We start from the raw sequence: 19,156 nt of genomic DNA, 5'->3' as shown, positions 1-19,156 counted from the left end.
AAAGCAGCATGAATAATATGGATACACACTTTTACACACAACTCTTGACATTACCAAGCAAGCACACATAACAAAACACCCGGAAGCCTTTGAAGCCTCCGGGTGTTCTATTAGAATATTTTTCGAGATTACTTACTTTAGCAGGACCATCTTCCGGGTCTCGCTGAAATCGCCTGCCTGCAGACGGTAGAAGTAGACACCCGAGGCTACCTTGTCACCAGACTGTGATGTGCCGTCCCATTCGAAACTGACCATCCCAGCCTCGGCCGTATTGCTGAAACCGCGTACAAGGCTACCGGTAATGCTATATATTTCAATTGTCCATTCGCTTCGCGCCGGCAGATCAAAACTGATCGTCGTTGTCGGATTAAACGGGTTCGGATAGTTCTGTCTCAGAGTAAAGTCGCTCGGCAATGCTCCCGCTTTGCCAGCCACTGTATATGGCCTTCCCTGATAATCGACAACTTCAACGTGGCTTATACTAACGGAGCCATCACCACTGACGGGAATCTCCAATATGGTTCGTATACCGGATTCGACAGCTTCGGTGCCCAGACTATAAACCAACACCTTGAGCTGACCATCAACGATGCCCCACATGAGGTCCATGCCCCCGGCGTCACTGCCCAAGCCAACGTCGTCAATCACCAATTCGTCAGCTATATCATAAACTACGTATACGGCCCCGATATCAGCTTCTGCATCAGTGGCTACCGTTAGAAGGTTATGCTCAGTCGCGGTCGAGACCGTCACGTTCGCTTGTAAAGGTCCTATCTTCGGAATCGGATCGGCGTCGCCAATGATAACCCTGATCAGATAAACCAAATCGCCCACACTTAGGGTCAAGCCATCGGCGTTGACATCAGAGGCGGCGATCTGGCCAGCTACGTTCACAGTAAAAGCGCTCAGGCCGTAGATGAAGTAGTTCGAAAATACCACCGCGTCTGCAATTTCATAGGCCACACCGTTAAGGTTGATGTCGCCGCGATCATCAATCGAGTCTGGGTGAATCACACAAATTGCAGCGTTATGGAACTCTACACAACGAATCGGGCTCGGCTTACCTTCCTCATCCTGTATGCACCAATCAGGTGTGCCTCTTCTTTCAAAGCCTGGCCCACTACGGTCCTCTTCCGGGTATGTGATGTCATCATTTTCATCCCAGATCAATTCACCATAAGCATCGTATATCCGAGTATCGTAATACAGGTTGTTGCCGAGCGGGCCAGAGAAAGCATTATCGCCACAATCGAACCAGATGAAGTTGATTGGCAGGTACTGATCACCAAGATTCTGATCATTCTTAATATAGTACGTCATTACCATAAACAAACCGTTGGGCAATAAATCCTCTTCCGATGGATGGTACGGTCCATTATTTGTTTCAGCAAGGCCGACCAGACGAAGATGACCAGTAGGGCTATCGTTGTCATACGTGAAATACTCCCAGCCCTCAATTACGGTCCCCTCCGTAGTGAGATTGGGAACGAGCGTCAAGGCGGAAACATCATAGGACAGCAGTAGATCAAAGCCACCGATTGGCACCTTGGTGTCGATGTACATCTTTACATCATGATGAACACCAACCACCGAACAGCTGTCAGTATCCATCCAGATTTCGATACAAAGATCACAGTCTTCTTCCTGAAGCACCTCGACCTCAAACGAGCTGTCTATCGTATGGCAATCATCTTCTACAGTGAAGCAGAACTCATAGATGCCAAACCTGTCGGGTAGGAAACAAACAGTGCCGCTACCCGGATCGGTCAGGGTGAATACACCCGTGTCACAGGCCATTGTCATTGTCAAAGTCACTACCGATTCATCATCAGTGGCCACGATACCATCCAGACAAATACTGTCGGGATTGTCCAGACAACGGGTGAATGTCTGGAAAGAGGGCAGCGTCAGAGTCGGCACCTGATCGGCCGTGACAGTTATGCTGGTATGGCATGTATCAGAGCCACAGAAACCATCAGCGATAACGTCAATTTCGTAAGTGCCTGGTCCAGTAATATCTATACAAACCGAATCACCATCGTACGAACCGCCGTGTGGCTCCGATTCAACCCTCACACTCACATCGGTTCCCGTTACTGTAACCGGATAGCACAGAGTCTGGGGTTCGACGAAACAGAGCACAGTGTCGATACTGCCAGGACAACTTACCACAGGTGCCTCAGATAAAGTAACCTCGATTGCAAAATCACTGGTGTCAGATCCGCAAAGAGCTTGAGCGATCATTCTAATGTTATAAGTCCTGCTTTCGGAAACAGGGATGCACACCTGTCCAGTAGCAGGATCGTAGATACCTTCTTCTGTCAAGGTTACGATTGCGTTGTCGGGCCAAACCGGTGCGGAGAGACAGATCGTTTCGGGTCCGCAGATGGTAGTGTCCGTCAGCGGATTGGGATCACTGATCGTAGCGCTGACACCCTCCACAATAACTACTTCAACCGTATCAGCCGCCTTCTCGCCGCAGTCATCAATGGCAATAACCTCTATCTGGTGAGTACCATAAGAGTCAGGCGTAAAGCAAACCAGAGTATCTCCATCAATTCTGATTTCACCTTGCGGACTTGAGATACTATCAGGGTCCAGATTGCCATCGACATCAAAGGCCGTAACTGGTAGACAAATCTCAGTCAATTCGCAGACAGTGTCCGGAGGAATTCCGGTAACGGAGATTGTCGGGGGGGAATTGAAATTCGCAGTCACAGTGAACTCACACACATCAGTCCCACAATCGCCGGAAGCAGTCAATGTTATTGTTTTCACTCCCGGTTCATCAAACGGGACACAAACTGTCATGCCGTCAATGTAGGCACCGCCATCATCATTCACTGAAATATCGTTGTAGGGTCCGGTGATGCTAAACGGAAAACAAGTCGTGCTTGGCTCACAGAGTGGGATTGTTGTATCATCCGGACATACAATGTCAACCGGCTCGGCAATTGTCACAATTACAGGGACAACACAGGTGTCAGAGTTGCACTCGGCAGTACCGACGACCGTGAAGATGTAGGTTCCGGCGGTGTCGGCCGGGAAACAGAGCTGGTCATTGGCCCAGGTACTGCCATGGCTTGTCTCAATCGTATAGCCACTGCCAGTGATAGCCAGCGGGACACAAACTTCCTGAGCGGTACAGAGATCGAACGTATACGGCTCGGGAATATCACACTCAATGTATACGTAATTACCGGTTTCCACCGTTACACAGAAAAAGGCGGTATCGACCAATCCACACACATCGACAGCAATCACCGCTCCACAGAACGTGCCCGAACCATCAGGCATGATGCAAACCTCACCAGTCTCGCCATTGTAAACGCCACCTTCGATGGCATAGATTGTGTCGAGGTTGCCGTCAATATCGATGACGTCCACTTGCAAGCAGATCTCTTCAGGCTCACACTGATCATAGACTATATCGGAAGTGACCACATCTATTTCTGGCGGACTATTACCAAGAACAGAGATCAATATTACATCACTATCAGTCGCATCGCAGGCATCTGTCGCGATAACTGTAATTGTGTACACGCCGACGGTATCGGGTAGGAAGCAAACCAAGCCCGTGAAGGGGTTATAGGTCCCAAACGGGTCTCCATTTGAGTCAAATACGCCTACACTTACCAGGTTGTCATCAGGATCGCTGATTCCTACCGGCACACAGACCTCAACAGCTTCGCAGGAAGAAATACTCGTGTCGGGTGGCAGAATCACGAGGGGATCCCTGTTGCACACAACTGTGACCGTGAAACTACACGTATATTCGTCACAGGGTGTAGTAACAGTGACCGTAATCAGGTTTGTATTGGAACATTCGCTTGAAAAACATATCTGCTGGTTGAGTGAGTCATACCAGGTTCCGATCCCGGTGACATCAATCTGAGCACCCTCCGGGATTCCCTCAGCATCAAAGTCAAAGCAGAATGTATCCTCCAGTGAGCAGGTAAACACCGTAGTATCGTTGGGACACTCAAAAGAGATACCTTCATCTGTTTCAATCGTAACCACGGCTGTATCTTCAGTGATATTGCCGCATGTATCTTTGGCCGTGATGATTAACTCATAGGTCCCGCCGCTGAAGGGCATAAAACAGAACTGCTCATTGACATTGTCATAGGTGCCTTGATTAACATAAACTGTGTCGAGATCACCATCAGGGTCCACAATTGTGACATCCAGACAGATTTCCTGCGGATAACAGAGATATAGAGATGTGTCCGGCATGTGTGAAATTATCGGAGCATTGTTCAGGTCAACAGTAATCAGTACAGTATCCGAAGCACTCATCTCGCACGAATCTGTCACTATAGCAACTAGCGTATATATTCCGGAAGTATCGGGCGTGAAACATATCTGCCGGTTACTCGGATTGAAAACAGCAAAACTGCTAACTTCAAAGGTCTCATAAATTTCAATAGTGGTAACATCAACACAAATCTCTTCCGGAGTACACATGTTACGCGCAAAATCAGCACCCAGATCTACAAACGGACTCGGAGGGAATATCACCGTCACATCGACCGTATCGCTCACAGCCAGATCGGTGCACTCGCCAACCACTTCAAGTATTATCGTGTAGATACCGGCAGTATCGGGATCGAAACACAATTGGCTGGTAAGAGTGTCATAGTAACCTGAGCCGAAAACAGTAATCGAGTGAATGCTGTCCGCAATTATCTCGGCATCCATACAGATAGTAGTCTCGCCACACATATTAACCGTGAAATCTTCAGGCAGGTTCACCTCAGGGTCAGGAGGCCGTACGACCGTAACAAGAGTTGTGTCGGTCGCCGACAGGCCACACGAATCAGTGGCCGTAAGAACCAGGGTGTACACCCCGGCGGTGTCAGCTACAAAACAGATTCGATCAGTTTCTGAATCATAGTAGCCAAAACCGGCCACAACACTATCACTATTCAGATTCAAATCAACATCACCTACAAAGGCGTCGAAGCAGATCGTCTCGGTCACACAGACCGTGACTTCAAAATCACTCGCCAGATTCACGTAAGGCGGCTGATTGAGTTCAACTGAGATCGGCACGGTGCAGGTGTCGGCCTTGCCGCAGATATCGACCACTTCAATAACGATATCGAACTCGGCTGTTGCATCGGCAACCAGGCACACCGTCAATCCGTCGATAGTAGCATTGTCCGAGAGGATATTGTAACTCAACTCGCCAGCCCCTGCCGACTCTACCACAATGTCAAAGCAGAACGTCTCCACATCGCAGATTACGTACTCCTTCGCTTCCGGGCAGATAATCACAGGGGGATCAGTGAAAATAACCGTAACGCGCAAGGAGTCCGTCAGACACTTTGGGTCGGTCGATGGCAGATCTAGACCGTACGGAGTACATTCATTATCATATATGTAATGAAATGTATACGTAACCGAGTCTTCAATACCGGCCTCAAAGCATTGCCGCCAGGTATCGGCATCGATCTGGGTAAGAGTCCCCGGACCACTTGATTGTTCCACCCAAACGGGGTCCCCATCAAAGTCGAACATGTCGATATCAAAACAGATTTCGCCCGGACCACAGGCGTAGATTGTAGTATCATCCGTGACCATTTCCGGGTGAGTATTCATCCTGATTGTATCGTACACCGTCGCCATAACGGTGTTGCAGTCATCGTATACTGCTATTTCAAATGTGTACACTCCGCTGGTATCGGGTACATAGGCCAGCCAGCCGGAAACGGAACTCAAGTCGCCAAACACGGAGAGCAATTCGAAGGTCAAAGGAGTAGCCTCGGGATCATCTGCGATAACCTGGAACAGTCGTGTATCACCCGTACGACATAATTTGGCCGATCCATACTGGTCTTCAAAGAGCGGTGGTTCATCGACATAGATCACATATTCGTGCAAGTTATAGGTCGAATCCCCCAACGGGTCTACCACTAAATACTCTACGTGGATAGTCCCATCAGTCACGGGTGTATAGCTGTAATATCCGTACAGCTTGTCGGTGACCTCCCAGGTAAGCTCGCCCGGTCCATCATGGATAGCCAGGCTGATTGAGGGGCTACCCATATCATCAAACTCATAAATGAGCGTATCATAGATGGCATCACCCAAACAGATGTAGAATGTATCAGTCGGAACATCTGGTGGGCATTTGGGTTCGTCATCACCCTCAGGAGCTGGGTCTTGATCATTCGTCGGGTCACCGTTACTAACATCAGTGGTTGGGTCCTGAGAACTCAGCGAGCCACCATCACCAGCCAGCACTGTCGTTAATGAAAATAGGAGCAACAGAATTATGGAAAACCCAAGAAAACGAAAGCGTCTCATTCTTCCTCCACACAGTGGTAGTGACCCAAGTCACCTATACACATTCTTGCGGCAGAACTATGTCCGCCGAAGGTCGTTTCTATATTATGAGCAGCGAAGGTGTTAAAAAACCCCGTCACCGCAATATTTGCAGTGTCTATAGCCAGCGTCCTAACAGGATGCAGGTGAAAGAACTCAGAAGTAACAAGTATGTAACTTTCAGTAACCATAACAATATAGTGCGTTCCACTCCCATGTCAAGGCCTAATGGTCTGCAGGCGTTCAACGCAAGAATCGGGCCAATTACTTAACTGCCTGACTCCCTGTTATTTACGATTCTTTTTTAATGGAAGCTGCACTCAACTATCACTATTATGAAAGTCCACCGACAGATTGTGCTCTACTTTGCTCAGATATCCTTCCGTCCGGAATCGGGAGACATATTCTCGGTCCAATTCTGACCCGCAAAACCTGCTTCACGAAACTAATAATAATAAAGGCAGGAGCTATTGCTCCTGCCTGAAAACAGACTATGTCTGCTGGTTTCCAGCACCTGCTGGATTGATAATCCTACTGCTCTACTTATCCCCTCCCAGAATCACCGGCAGGGAACCGGCATCGTTGCCAATCACAATCACCTTTGTGTTCGGCGATTCGGCTATCTTGAGAGTGGCCTCGATCCCTTTCCATTTCAACAGCGAGTTTGTTATCCCCGCCGAGACAATCTTCTGGAAATCGGAAATACCTTTGGCCTCGATCCGTTTGCGCTCCGCCTCCAGTTTCTCCTTGGCAATCGTGAACTCCATCTTCTGCGCTTCCTGATCGGCGGTCAGTTTGAAGTCAATCGCCTCGCTGATCCGGGCCGGTATCTGCACATTACGCACCAGAATATCCTGAATCTGAATAAAATGCTGAGCCATCTCAGTGGTCAGACCATCTACGATCGCCGCCTTCAGTTCATCACGTTTGGTTGAGTAGATTTCCTCCGGTGTGTATCTGCCAGCAGCCGTTCGAGCGATTCCCCTTACAGTCGGAGCCACTTTTACATCGTAGTAGGATGGTCCGATTGTTATCTGTAACGAATCAATCCTGTTCATTGTCGGCCGGTAAAGAATCGACATCTCCATCTTGATCGTCGCTCCATCAGATGAAAGCACCTGGATGGATTCCTTTCGTTCCTGGGTCTGTATCTTGTACACCAGCATGTTATTCCAGGGCAAGTGCCAGTTGAATCCCTCGGTGTAGATTTTACCCATCTCAGTCCCATCACCAAACTTGGCAAAAAATACTCCCCGGTGCCCCGAAGGAATCTGTGTGCCGCAGCCCATCGATCCCAATCCCATTGCCACTATCATCAAAATAGCGACCGTGTGTAACGCCTTCATAATCCTGTCCTCCGTCAGAGTTAATATTCCATAGTCTACTGACATATACCAGAAGCCTCAAACGTGATTCAACTAAAAGTGAAAAAATCGGAGGGGCTATTGAGGAACCCGATATGGCACACACCAGCCATACCAATTGGTACCAATGGTATCGGGGGGGGGATTGCCTGGAATATTATAACGCTGCCACTCCTGAAAAAACAATAAATTCCAGATACGGGGGTTGTTATCGGGTGTCTTTACAGTATCCACATAATGCGAACTGTCCGAACGATTCATCATCTGGAGCCGGAAACCACCATCTGTAGCAGCCGAAACAGTTTGGTAATACGATTGATTGCGGACATAGCTGCTATTCAGATACAACCATGAACCGTCCTCGATGACTCCGAGTTCATCCGTCCGGAGGTAGATATGATTGCTGCCTCCGGCTTGTGTCGTTGTGTCCCCCGTAGAGTAATTTTCCCAGTGAATGATATAGCGGAAATTGTCATAGCCAAGATTATCTCCGCGAAATACCGCGCCATCTTCTGATCGGACCTCCATTTGCCCCGGCGAATTCGGCGCACCACCGTTGAAACCCCATAATCTCCACCCGAGGTATGGCCGGTTGTCGCTACCAATCTTGACAAAAAACCCGTAGCGGGTGACTACTCGCTCTTCGGCCGTCTCAGTTGTGTCACTACCGAATATGCGCAGCGTTCGAACGAAGAAACGATCGTCAATGATCGCTTCAGCATCCCAGTATGTCCCATTCAGAACGGGGTATGAGTACTCATGGGTAGTCCGGTACCAGAAATGACGAAGGCTGTCATACTTGGCCGTATCTACGAAAATTTCGAGTTCTATATCTCTGTGCGTCGAATCGACAATCGTCTTGTAAACAGCCGAATCAAAAGGAATTGTATATTCATCCTCAAGAAAGAGATTGTCGGTGCGGAAAAGATCTCGGCCTTCTTCCGTTTCGTAGATGTAGCGTTCCAGTATCTCGGTATCCTTGACATAGGGTACTTCTTTCTCCTCACAACCAGCCACCATCAGCAACCCTATTGAAACAAGAACAACTGCGAGGCAGTAATACCCAAATCGTTTTCCGTAGCTTTGTTCCATCTACTTCCTTTTCCTTGTCTTCACTTTCAGGTCAGACTTCATCTGGTTGATCTCATCCCGAATCAACATGGCCGTTTCAAAATCGAGATTATCAGCCGCCTTTTTCATTGCCTGAAGCATGAAGGCCAGTTGGTCCTCCATGCTCATGCGGGCAAAACTACTGGGTTTGTCAAAGGCTTTATCCTCAATAGTCTTTGAGTCGGCAAACTGCGTTGAGCGAAGAATCTCATCACGGGTCTTGAAAATTGTCTCCGGGTTAATGTTGTGTTCCAGGTTGTAAGCCATCTGTTTATGCCGCCGACGGTTGGTCTCATCTATCGCCTGGCGCATCGAGTTGGTAATCTTATCGCCGTATAGAATCACCGATCCGTTCTTGTTCCGAGCCGCTCGACCGACGGTCTGAATAAGCGAACGGCCACTGCGGAGAAAACCCTCCTTGTCGGCATCAAGAATCGCCACTAACGAAACCTCGGGCAGATCCAGCCCCTCTCGCAACAGGTTCACTCCTACCAGCACGTCAAACTCCGCTAAACGCAAATCACGGATAATCGCTGTCCGGTCAATGGTTTTGACATCGCTGTGCAGGTAACGCACCCGTAACCCCGCCTTATTCATATAATCGGTCAAGTCCTCAGCCATCCGCTTTGTTAGTGTCGTAACCAGCACTCGCTCTCCCTTGGCTGCCCGCTTCTTGGCTTTCTCCAGAAGATCATCTACCTGGGTGCCCAGCGGCCTGACGACTATTTCGGGATCGAGCAAACCGGTAGGCCTGATTACCTGCTCAACCACCACCCCTCCACATTTCTCAAGCTCGTAGTCGGCCGGAGTTGCCGAGACATAAACTCGCTCATTTAGCAACTGTTCAAACTCATCAAAAAACAGGGGCCGATTGTCCAGCGCCGAGGGCAATCTGAAGCCATGCTCGACCAACACTTCTTTGCGGCTGCGATCACCGGCGAACATACCCCGCACCTGCGGAATAGATTGATGCGACTCGTCGATAATAGTCAGGAAATCGTCAGGAAAAAAATCTATCAGCGTAAACGGCCTCTCCCCCGGTTTGCGCCCAGCCAGATGACGAGAGTAATTCTCGATCCCAGAGCAGTAGCCAATCTCCTGAAGCATCTCCAAATCATACCTGGTGCGCATATCCAGGCGTTGCGCCTCCAGCAGTTTGTCCTGGTTACGGAACTCGATCAGACGTTCATCCAATTCGGCTTTGATTGTGACTATGGCTTCCTTCAGTTGCTCAGGCGATGTCACAAAATGCTTGGCTGGATAGATTGCGATACGATCAAGCTCTTTCAGAACCTCACCGGTCAATGGATCAATCACAGTCAAACTCTCGACTTCATCGCCATAGAACTGAATACGGATAGCGCTCTCATGGTACGCCGGGATGAGTTCGATAGTATCACCGCGCACTCGGAAATGGCCACGCGTAAAGTCTATATCGTTGCGAGTATAGTGAATACTGATAAATTTACGGATAACGTCATCACGATCAATCCCTTGCCCCTTGGTCAACAGAAGATACTGCCGTTTGTATTCGGTCGGTGAACCAAGGCCATAGATACATGAGACCGACGACACAATAACGACATCATCCCGTTCCAGCAACGAGGCTGTTGCCCGGAGACGGAGGCGGTCGATGTCCTCATTCACTTGAGTATCTTTTTCGATGAACGTGTCGGTGGTCGGCAAATAGGCCTCAGGCTGGTAGTAGTCGTAATAGCTGACAAAAAACTCGACGGCATTATTGGGGAAGAAGGCTTTCAACTCTCCATACAACTGAGCCGCTAGTGTTTTATTATGAGAAAGCACTAGTGTTGGTCGCCCCAATTGGGCTATAACATTGGCCATTGTGAAAGTTTTGCCCGACCCGGTAACGCCAAGTAATGTCTGATGCTTGCTCCCGGAGTGTATGCCTTCGAGCAATTCCTTGATAGCTTGTGGTTGGTCTCCTTTGGGTGCGTATGTAGACTGCAACTCAAAAGCAGGCCGGGAATCTGTCACGGGTATGGATGTACTCACAATTGTCATCACCTCTTAGACGTTTGAAGAAGTAATATATGCAATCAACGCAACCAATCAATCACAAACCCGCTTCACGGGTTATTTGCTGTCATTGTACTTTACCCAAAGACATAGGCGTCGGGTGGGCAACTAATCCTGTGGCACTGCAAAAGCTATGCTGGTTCTGTAAATTATGGTTGCTTGCAACATGACATAAGCGTGGATGTGCACAAGAATCCGAGCAAGAAAAACGGCCACCTCTGCATTGAGAGGTAGCCGTTTTCTTATCCCTTTGGTCGCATACCATAAGTGACTTTTCTGCAGTGTAGTCTTGTAGGGCAGGAGCCCTGCGCTCCTGCCGGTCTTGGTCGTGATTGCTTGCAACCTGACAACAAACGCAATTATCAGGACCGCAAAGGGTTCTAACCTACAAATGCGGAATCAAATGCTGCTACGGACACGCTGCTGGTGGTGGGCCACCAGTGAACATGTACGAAACCAGATACGTCAGGTCAGCTATATTGATTTCGCCATTGCCGTCTGTGTCACCTTCCTCTATGCATGGAGGTGGCAGTCCTCCGGTAAACAGATAGGCAACTAAGTAAGTCAGGTCAGCTATATCAATGTCACCACCGGAATCGGTGATACCGTCAACGTTGCCGCGTAGTCCGTCACCGTTGCAGCAGCCGTCGCAAACATCACCGATACCATCTTCGTCCGTGTCGGTCTGATCGGGATTGGCCGAATCCGGGCAGTTATCGATAGCACACGTATTCGTTGGATAACCAGGGTCACCAAAACCATCCCCGTCTGTGTCAGTACAGGTATCGCAAGCATCACCGATGCCGTCACCATCCATATCGCTCTGGTCGGCATTGTATTCCCCTGGGCAATTATCAGCATATTCGCAGACGAGGTCAAAATCGACATCATCACACACCCGACAGGCAGGGCCATAGTAACCTATGAGATGACCGGACTGGTTGAGGACACTATTCGCGGCACAAGGCGAAAGCGAGTCGATATGCAAGTCACCCACGGCGGTATCACAAAATGACGGCGGAAGCGACATATTGCCTTCAACAAGCAATTGCGCAGCCAATTCTCCTGCCCAGTCACCAGTCACATTACCGAAAATGTTAGTGGAATGCAGGTCCGGGTCTGGTCCCCGGTCGGTGTAAATCGGCCAACCGGCTTGATTGTAGGCTATGAGGCAATTGCGGATATGCAGAATAGACGTGTCCATGTAAATCACGCCGGCAGCATTGTCGTACATCGTACAGTTAGTTAACTCGACACCGGGATGGTGCTGTAGATAAATGGCTCCGCGCCCTCCCGACTCGTTGCCCACGAAAAGACATGAATCGATCACCGGAACGCCGGTACCGTAAGGAATGAGCCGAAGGACACTACCGTAGTCGCCGGAATTGTCACGAAAGATACAATTGCGGATTATCGACTGTCTTGTGTTGACTGCAATCGCTCCATCGCTGCCGTTTCTGATAGTAAAACCCTCGACTACACTGGGGTTGCTAATGTAGGTGCCCATGGAAAAGGCCCTGCGGTTGATGCCGAGATCACCTTCACAATCAATAATCGTCGTTTCGGGGCCATCTTCGGACTTAATGACAATTCCCCCCTCCCCCATACCTATGTTGCGGTTGTTGGGTCCGGAATATAGACCGGGCGCGACCAGAACCGTGTCACCATCCTCAGCGGCAGCGGCGGCCTCTCCAATGGAAGCGAAATGGTCGGGTACGAGAATCGTTGAGGGCACATGATCCGGATCACAACGATAGGCTTCGATCATCATCACGACGTCCGCCGCAGCCCAAAACTCCATTGGAAACCACGTGCCCCCATCCCTATATGAAGAACGCCCTTCGCCCGCATGGGGACCCAGACCCTCATCGGACACACTGGCCAGAGTATCACCGGGACCGCCGATAATCGCCCAACCAAGATGGAAATCATCTCCCTCGGTAATATCATGAGGTCCGGCCGGGAAGATCGCGGAGATCCATTCCAGAGAGGAAGTGTCTGCTATCTGCTCATGCGGAACATCGACCGAGTCAATTTTCGTCTCCGGCATCCCCCACCCGTTATCTGTGAGCAGGTACAGCCTTATCGATGGTGATCCGGCCATTACTTCATTGTAGAACAAAATCCGCATCCCCTTGACGGGGTACCTAGGGCCACCAACAGCACTGAACCGTGTGCAGTACATTTCGACGGGCCACATATGTGGCATCCGCCAGATGTAGGCCGGAATGGTATCGTGGTAGAACAGGGGGTCGCAATACCCCTCACCATCGCCCCTCAGCTCGCTCTGTCCAGTAGTAGAATTCGCACTTTCAATAGCGTCCAGAGGCCTGGCCTTTCCACCCGGGTCGTCGGCTGCGGAGGCAGCCGCGAACGCAGTAAGAAGCGCCACAATTCCAAGCAGCCCAATCAGCATAACGCGAATTTGGAATCCTCTTGGGCGACCGGAGACAACTCCACCCAATGATCCTTCTGTTATGTACATTTTGATACTCCCGCAACAGGGGTTTCGCTCTAACGAACAATTGTCACCTGTACTACCAAATATATACCGTATCGACATTTTGGTCAAGTGATTCGACATAATCGGTAGCGGGAGATTGCACATCACTTCCGGTTCTTCTTAAGATCCCTCTGGTACAGCGTTACCTTTTTCCATTTGGCTCTTTCGGCCAGACTCGCTTTCTGATTTTGTCGTCGTGCCAGATGCTGCAACTCCTTTTGCATCTTCAGGTAATTTTGATAACGTCCACTGTCGAGAGTACCGTCATCCAGAGCCGCTGCAATCGCACAGCCCGGTTCGCCGTTGTGCCGACAATCACGAAAACGACATAGTCGCCCCAACTGCTCAACATCTTCAAACGATCTCTCAAGGCTACTCTCATCCCCCCAGAGTTGAATCTCTCGTAGTCCGGGGGTGTCAATAACAATAGCGCCGTCCGGCACAAGGATCATCTCGCGATGCGTCGTAGTATGCCTGCCGCGACTGTCATCCTCACGCACCGCCTGAATCCTCATATGTTCCTCACCGAGCAGGGCATTAATGATCGTCGATTTACCCACCCCGGAAGAACCCAAAAACGCACCCGTTTGTCCCGGAGACAAATGTCGCCGGACATCTTCGATGCCGCTCCCTTCGATTACGCTCGTAAGAAAAACCGGCACGCCCGGCGCAGACGCTTCCACCTGGGTCATTACTTCGTCAGTGTTGGAACAAAGATCGCTCTTGCTGAGAATAACCGCCGGAGTCGCCCCGCTGTCCCAGCCCACAGTCAGGTATCGCTCCAGACGACGCACATTGAAATCACCATCCAATCCACAAACGAGGAAAACAATATCAACGTTGGCCGCCAACACCTGTTCCTCGGTCTTGCATTCTCCATAGGCCGGTCCACCAGCCAGTACTGCTTTGCGCGAGAAACTGCTACGTCGCGGAAGCATGGCGTGGATAGTCGCCTTCGATTCATCGGGACGCGGCGATATCGCTACCCAATCTCCTACGGTAGGAAAATCTCCCCGCCCCGAAGTCTCGTGAGCAAACCGTCCGGACACTTCCGCCCGGTATTCTCCATGTTCACAAACTACAAGATATGCCTGACGATGCTCCTTTGCTACTCGACCCGGTAACCAGTCCTGAATACCAAGACTGTCAAAACTCTTCTTAAAAAAACTATTCCAACCAAGTGTATTCAAATTCATCGCTTCGTTCCTGTTTCATTAGTCTGTTTCCTGCCATGTCACACGGCAGTCGTATTGGCGTTTTCTGATGATATCAACAGAAAAACGGCCACGGGCAGTTGTTGTGCCCACAGCCGTACTATAACAAAAAACGGCCTCCGGAGATCGGAAGCCGCAACACAGTCTTGTCTAATAGTGCCTGATCAGCAACGATCCCTTTCGGGGCATAACAACCCGTCAACTTGTGAAACAATGGCCGTCATTTTTGTTACGCCTCCTTCCGGGAAGAGTAGTTCAGTGATCCTATTATTCTTCATATTACAAACTATCGTAAAAAAAGTCAACAATAATACAGGCGTTGACAGACATCGCCTGCGTTCCAAATCGGGTGTCATGTATGAACTTGTTTAGCGGGCATTGCCCGTTTTCCCGAATTGGGTGACATGCTTAAACTTGTTTGGGCATAATTATTATGCGCTCCACCCACAAAACCTCGTACGCTGTACGTCCCCTCTTGCCTTTCTGTCTTCAATTACCAATATTGCAGCGTAATGAAGCAGAAGCCCAAAGGTCCCAGGCGACCATTCATCGGCATGTACTTCAAATGCTGTCGCGTATACTCGCGCATCTATCTCAACAAGGGCGGCAACGCCTTTGTCGGTTGGTGTCCCAAATGCACCGCCAAAACATCAGTGCGCGTCTCCCCCACCGGCTCGAACGACCGGATTTTCACCGCCGGTTGATTCATTATGGCTTTAATGAAACCAAAGATAGTCGTTGTCCCTCTGGGTGAAGTTGATTTCATGATGGTCAATCGTCTGGCCGCCGACATCGGTCCTGTCTTCAACCACTCAGTAGATATCCTCAAGGGAATGAAACTCCCGGAAGAAGCTAAAAACGTCATTCGAGGACAATACTTTGCTTCCGTTATCCTTGCCAAGCTGGAGCGGACCAAATCCAATACGCGTGAGAAAGTGATAGGGGTATGCGAAGACGATCTCTATCTTCCCGACGTAAACACGCTAATTGGCCATTCCGACACGCTCTCAGGAACCGCCGTTGTCTCCCTGTGGCACCTTCGGCAGGAGTTCTATGGTCTGCCTGAGGATGATTCCAAGATCTACCCGCGTCTGCACAAAGAAGCCATTCATCAAATGGCACACCTGTTCAATTTGTCGGAGTGTCGCAACTCGAAATGCGTGAACTATTTCAGCCGGATTATGCTCGACATCGACAACAAAAACAGCAGCTTCTGTGACATCTGTCGTCGCACCCTCACCAGCTTGAGATAGAACTTACATAGGCCATAGCGGTGGTGTATGTACATAACTTAACATAACATCACTCCTTCCGCCAACGCGCGTTCAGCATTCACCTTGACAAAGTAGAGTACAGGACATATGTTGTATATGACTTCAAGAATTTAGGTAATACACGTGCCAAATCAAGACTTTGTAATATTACAAAAACCTATCGACAGGAGGATGCAATGAAGAGAACCATCACCGCCCTCATGGCAATCGGGTTGCTGTTGTTGTTGGTGCCCATCACCGCGCAGGGAGCAGATTGCGGAGATGTTGATTCCGACGGAGTGATCAACATCAGTGACATGGTTTACCTGCTAAACTACATGTTCTACAACGGTCCTGCGCCGCCGGACCCATCTACCGCCAATATGGACATATGCGGTGATATCGATTTGCGTGATGTCGCATATCTTACGGCGTACCTCTTTCAGGGCGGGCCACTCCCCTGCGCCGGGGGAGTTGATTGTGCCCTCTATCCACAAGGTAGTCTATCACTCGATCATGTCGACGGTGCCGTATCACCAACCCAGATTGCGATCGAACGACCGGTCAAATTCCATATTAGAGTGACCAACAACACGTCGGATGATGCCAGCGGCATCTTGCATGGGTTCAGAGTCTATTCACCAGACGGTGCCCAATGGAGTTATACAAGCATCGACACTACCGGAACACTAGGATTTGACCAGTTTGATCTGGCCGTGTTCAGTTATGGGATTAATGTGGATGGCGCGCCGGCCGATACGGTAGCCTTCGGAGGGCTCACGCTTACTCATTCCGGTTTGACAAGCGGTTTTGATGATGTGGCCTATACCATTTCACTGGGATCATTTGAGGCCAGCGATATTGGCAAAACAATTTGTATCGATTCGGCCTTTTTCCCTCCAGCCGGTCGCTGGGTTTGGTCGGTTGAAGGCCAGAATGCTTATAGCCCACCATTTGGTGGACCCTACTGCTACACTATCGTCGATGAACCTGATGCTGAGATATCCTTGCATACCGTTGGCGGAGGGTTCGGAACAGATTCCATCGCTACTGGAACACCAATCAACTTCGACCTGCGTGTTGTAAACAACACTGGAAGCGCCGTTCAGGGTTTCACTAACGGCTTCCGGATCTACTCACCTGATGGTGTCGATTTTGGCACTGTCTCTGGTGATACTCTTGGTCCGATTGGCAGAACACAGTTCGATCTGGACATGGGTATCCCCGTTCTTGGAGACACCGTTTGTTTCTGGGGTGTGGTCATGACTGGCCCTGGTATAGTTGACGGCTTCGACGATATCCCCTTCCGAGTTAGCTGCGGACCAATTGACGCCTCATACGCAGGCGGTCATGTGTGTATCGACTCCACCTTTTTCCCGCCTTCCGGTCCATGGCAGTGGGCCATGAATGGAGGTGGTACGGAATATCCTGCCTGGGCTGGCCCATACTGCTTCACTGTAGCAGTCCCACCATATATGTTGGATATGGAGCCCGATACATTGCAGTTTACGGCTACCGAGGGGGTTAATCCTCCGATGCAAACCTTCAACGTGTGGGAAGTCGACGACGGCAGTGTTTGGTTCGAGGTTTCGGAAAGCGTGGATTGGATGTCTTTAAATCCCACGGGCATGTGGACTCCCAACCCGGTTGAGGTCTTTATAGATGTAACCGGATTAACTCCTGGCGTATATTTGCACACGATAACAATCTCCTCCTCTGAGGTGGGCAACTCCCCCCTCAGCTTACCGGTTCATTTGACCGTAAACGAAGCGGGTACGGAAACTGACTCATTGATCTTCCCATCCGTGTTTGTCGGTCAGCTTTGCGGCGCGGTGCAGCCTGTTATGGTTAGCCTTTCCCAACCAATCAAAGGCGCTTCGATTCCTATCAGGCTTCCTGCAATGGTTACAGCCGATGCGATCAACTTCGATGGCTTGGTAACCTCAGATTGGGACTACATGTTTGCCGAAATCAACAACGACGAAAGCTTCGTCCATGTAGCGCTGGCCAACACGTTCGGAGACATGATCCCAGCGGGCACTACCACGGTGTTCAATCTTGTCTTCAACTCAGGAACAGCGGAATGCCTGGTTGGTTCACACATGCGCTGGGACACAACTCTGATGGATAACCCATCGCGGCAGTTGCTTTTTGCCGACATTAATAACATTGATGTGAATCCGGGTTTCTCGTTCTGGCGTGACTCTACTCATGTTCCTGGATACATGCCGGGAGATATTGACGGAGATGGGGAAGTGAACATTGCCGACCTTACTCGGTTGGTCGCCTTCCTGTTCCTCTATGGCACACCGCCTTGTGTATTGAACTCGGCTGACTTGAACGGCACCTGCACGGGACCCAACATTGCTGACTTGACCTATCTGGTGGACTACCTCTTCCAATCGGGTTCTACCCCGATCTGCGGATGTCTGGGTGGCACCCAGCCCCCCGCCAAGATCAGCAGCGCAATCAGTGTCAACGCATCGTTTGAAGACGGAGCTACGATGCTATGGTTGTCCAGTCCGGTATCACTTCGAGGTATTCAACTCGAATTGACGGGCATCAGCCAGGGACCCATTGAGAATCTTATGACTGGCAAACTGGATATGGTAAGCGGATGGAAAGATAACTGTCTGAGTCTCGGCCTGGTCGACCTGGATGGTGGTGAGATCATTTCCTCCGGAGAGCAGCAATTGATCCGTATTCCCGGACAGTATGTTGTTACTTCGGCGATTGTATCCGACATGAATCACCAAGATATCGCGATTGCAACTGTGGCCCGGCTTCAGGGCGTTCCAGTCAGCTACGGATTATTGCAGAACTACCCGAACCCTTTCAATCCGACCACAACCATCAGTTTCACTCTTCAGAAGGGATCTGATTACAGCCTGACCATCTACAATGTAAGCGGCCAGGAAGTGGCAAGATTCGAAGGCAGTGCGGAAGCATCCACCACCCAGAACATCGTATGGGATGCATCCGATCGTGCCACAGGTATCTATTTCTACCGATTGTCAACCGATGATAAAACCGAAACCAAGAAAATGACGCTTCTGAAATAGCCATCTGCGACTACACATGAACTCTTCTCACCGGCCATCTCTAACAGGGGTGGCCGGTTTCTTTTTATTATCCGAATGACAACTTGTCGATTGCTCATCACCAGGTGACTGGCGAAGGTGTGATATAGAGCGAGTTCCGCAATCTTCCTGAAGAACCCACGAGTTCGAATGGTAATATCTTTAGAAGTGTGTAAAAGACAAAAGGTGTATCCTAGAGTTTTCAATGACCCACAAAGGAGACACCTAATGCCTTATCGAGAATTGAATTTCGACAGTCACA

At 49.9% G+C, this 19,156-nt stretch carries 9 protein-coding genes; 3 read left to right on the top strand and 6 right to left on the bottom strand.

What is annotated here, in order from left to right; translation table 11 throughout:
• Window positions 1-132 precede the first annotated feature (132 nt).
• From KOO62_12880 to rsgA, 6 genes are all read right to left on the bottom strand, one after another.
• Window positions 133-6,312: a T9SS type A sorting domain-containing protein gene (locus KOO62_12880; GenBank protein MBU8934875.1), complete on the bottom strand. Its 6,180-nt coding sequence runs from the start codon at window positions 6,310-6,312 to the stop codon at window positions 133-135.
• Window positions 6,313-6,869: 557 nt separating this feature from the next.
• Complete coding sequence (locus KOO62_12875) at window positions 6,870-7,676, bottom strand: prohibitin family protein (protein MBU8934874.1); 807 nt, start codon at window positions 7,674-7,676, stop codon at window positions 6,870-6,872.
• 96 nt (window positions 7,677-7,772) lie between these two features.
• A complete protein-coding gene (locus KOO62_12870) occupies window positions 7,773-8,786 on the bottom strand; it encodes a hypothetical protein (protein ID MBU8934873.1) in 1,014 nt (337 codons plus the stop codon).
• The gene (gene uvrB / locus KOO62_12865; protein ID MBU8934872.1) at window positions 8,787-10,829 is read right to left on the bottom strand and encodes an excinuclease ABC subunit UvrB; all 2,043 of its coding nucleotides are present in this window, start codon (window positions 10,827-10,829) and stop codon (window positions 8,787-8,789) included.
• Between the two features lie 424 nt (window positions 10,830-11,253).
• Window positions 11,254-13,329, bottom strand: a complete 2,076-nt coding sequence (locus tag KOO62_12860; protein MBU8934871.1) for a right-handed parallel beta-helix repeat-containing protein — start codon at window positions 13,327-13,329, stop codon at window positions 11,254-11,256.
• Between the two features lie 122 nt (window positions 13,330-13,451).
• On the bottom strand, window positions 13,452-14,543 hold the full coding sequence (rsgA, locus tag KOO62_12855) for a ribosome small subunit-dependent GTPase A (GenBank protein ID MBU8934870.1): 1,092 nt from the start codon (window positions 14,541-14,543) through the stop codon (window positions 13,452-13,454).
• 530 nt (window positions 14,544-15,073) lie between these two features.
• On the opposite strand from rsgA, the gene KOO62_12850 reads away from it, so the two are divergent.
• The 3 genes from KOO62_12850 (at window position 15,074) to KOO62_12840 (ending at window position 18,876) form a co-directional block, all read left to right on the top strand.
• Window positions 15,074-15,265 carry a hypothetical protein gene (locus tag KOO62_12850; GenBank protein MBU8934869.1) on the top strand — a complete coding sequence of 64 codons (192 nt, stop codon included), beginning with the start codon at window positions 15,074-15,076 and terminating at the stop codon, window positions 15,263-15,265.
• Between the two features lie 15 nt (window positions 15,266-15,280).
• Window positions 15,281-15,814: a hypothetical protein gene (locus tag KOO62_12845; GenBank protein MBU8934868.1), complete on the top strand. Its 534-nt coding sequence runs from the start codon at window positions 15,281-15,283 to the stop codon at window positions 15,812-15,814.
• A 197-nt stretch (window positions 15,815-16,011) separates the two neighbouring features.
• Window positions 16,012-18,876: a T9SS type A sorting domain-containing protein gene (locus tag KOO62_12840; protein ID MBU8934867.1), complete on the top strand. Its 2,865-nt coding sequence runs from the start codon at window positions 16,012-16,014 to the stop codon at window positions 18,874-18,876.
• Window positions 18,877-19,156: the final 280 nt, after the last annotated feature.

The sequence above is a fragment of the Candidatus Zixiibacteriota bacterium genome, from assembly GCA_019038695.1.
GTDB lineage: Bacteria > Zixibacteria > MSB-5A5 > GN15 > FEB-12 > B120-G9.
Note: the sequence above shows the minus strand (reverse complement) of the source record. Positions and strands in the feature narration are given on the sequence as shown.

What these genes read in the sequence shown, in the direction of transcription:
- KOO62_12860 (MBU8934871.1), bottom strand. Translation starts at nt 13,329, where the DNA reads ATGTACATAACAGAAGGATCATTGGGTGGAGTTGTCTCCGGTCGCCCA.
- KOO62_12850 (MBU8934869.1), top strand. Translation starts at nt 15,074, where the DNA reads ATGAAGCAGAAGCCCAAAGGTCCCAGGCGACCATTCATCGGCATGTAC.
- KOO62_12875 (MBU8934874.1), bottom strand. Translation starts at nt 7,676, where the DNA reads ATGAAGGCGTTACACACGGTCGCTATTTTGATGATAGTGGCAATGGGA.
- KOO62_12870 (MBU8934873.1), bottom strand. Translation starts at nt 8,786, where the DNA reads ATGGAACAAAGCTACGGAAAACGATTTGGGTATTACTGCCTCGCAGTT.
- KOO62_12840 (MBU8934867.1), top strand. Translation starts at nt 16,012, where the DNA reads ATGAAGAGAACCATCACCGCCCTCATGGCAATCGGGTTGCTGTTGTTG.
- KOO62_12845 (MBU8934868.1), top strand. Translation starts at nt 15,281, where the DNA reads ATGAAACCAAAGATAGTCGTTGTCCCTCTGGGTGAAGTTGATTTCATG.
- KOO62_12880 (MBU8934875.1), bottom strand. Translation starts at nt 6,312, where the DNA reads ATGAGACGCTTTCGTTTTCTTGGGTTTTCCATAATTCTGTTGCTCCTA.
- rsgA (MBU8934870.1), bottom strand. Translation starts at nt 14,543, where the DNA reads ATGAATTTGAATACACTTGGTTGGAATAGTTTTTTTAAGAAGAGTTTT.
- uvrB (MBU8934872.1), bottom strand. Translation starts at nt 10,829, where the DNA reads ATGACAATTGTGAGTACATCCATACCCGTGACAGATTCCCGGCCTGCT.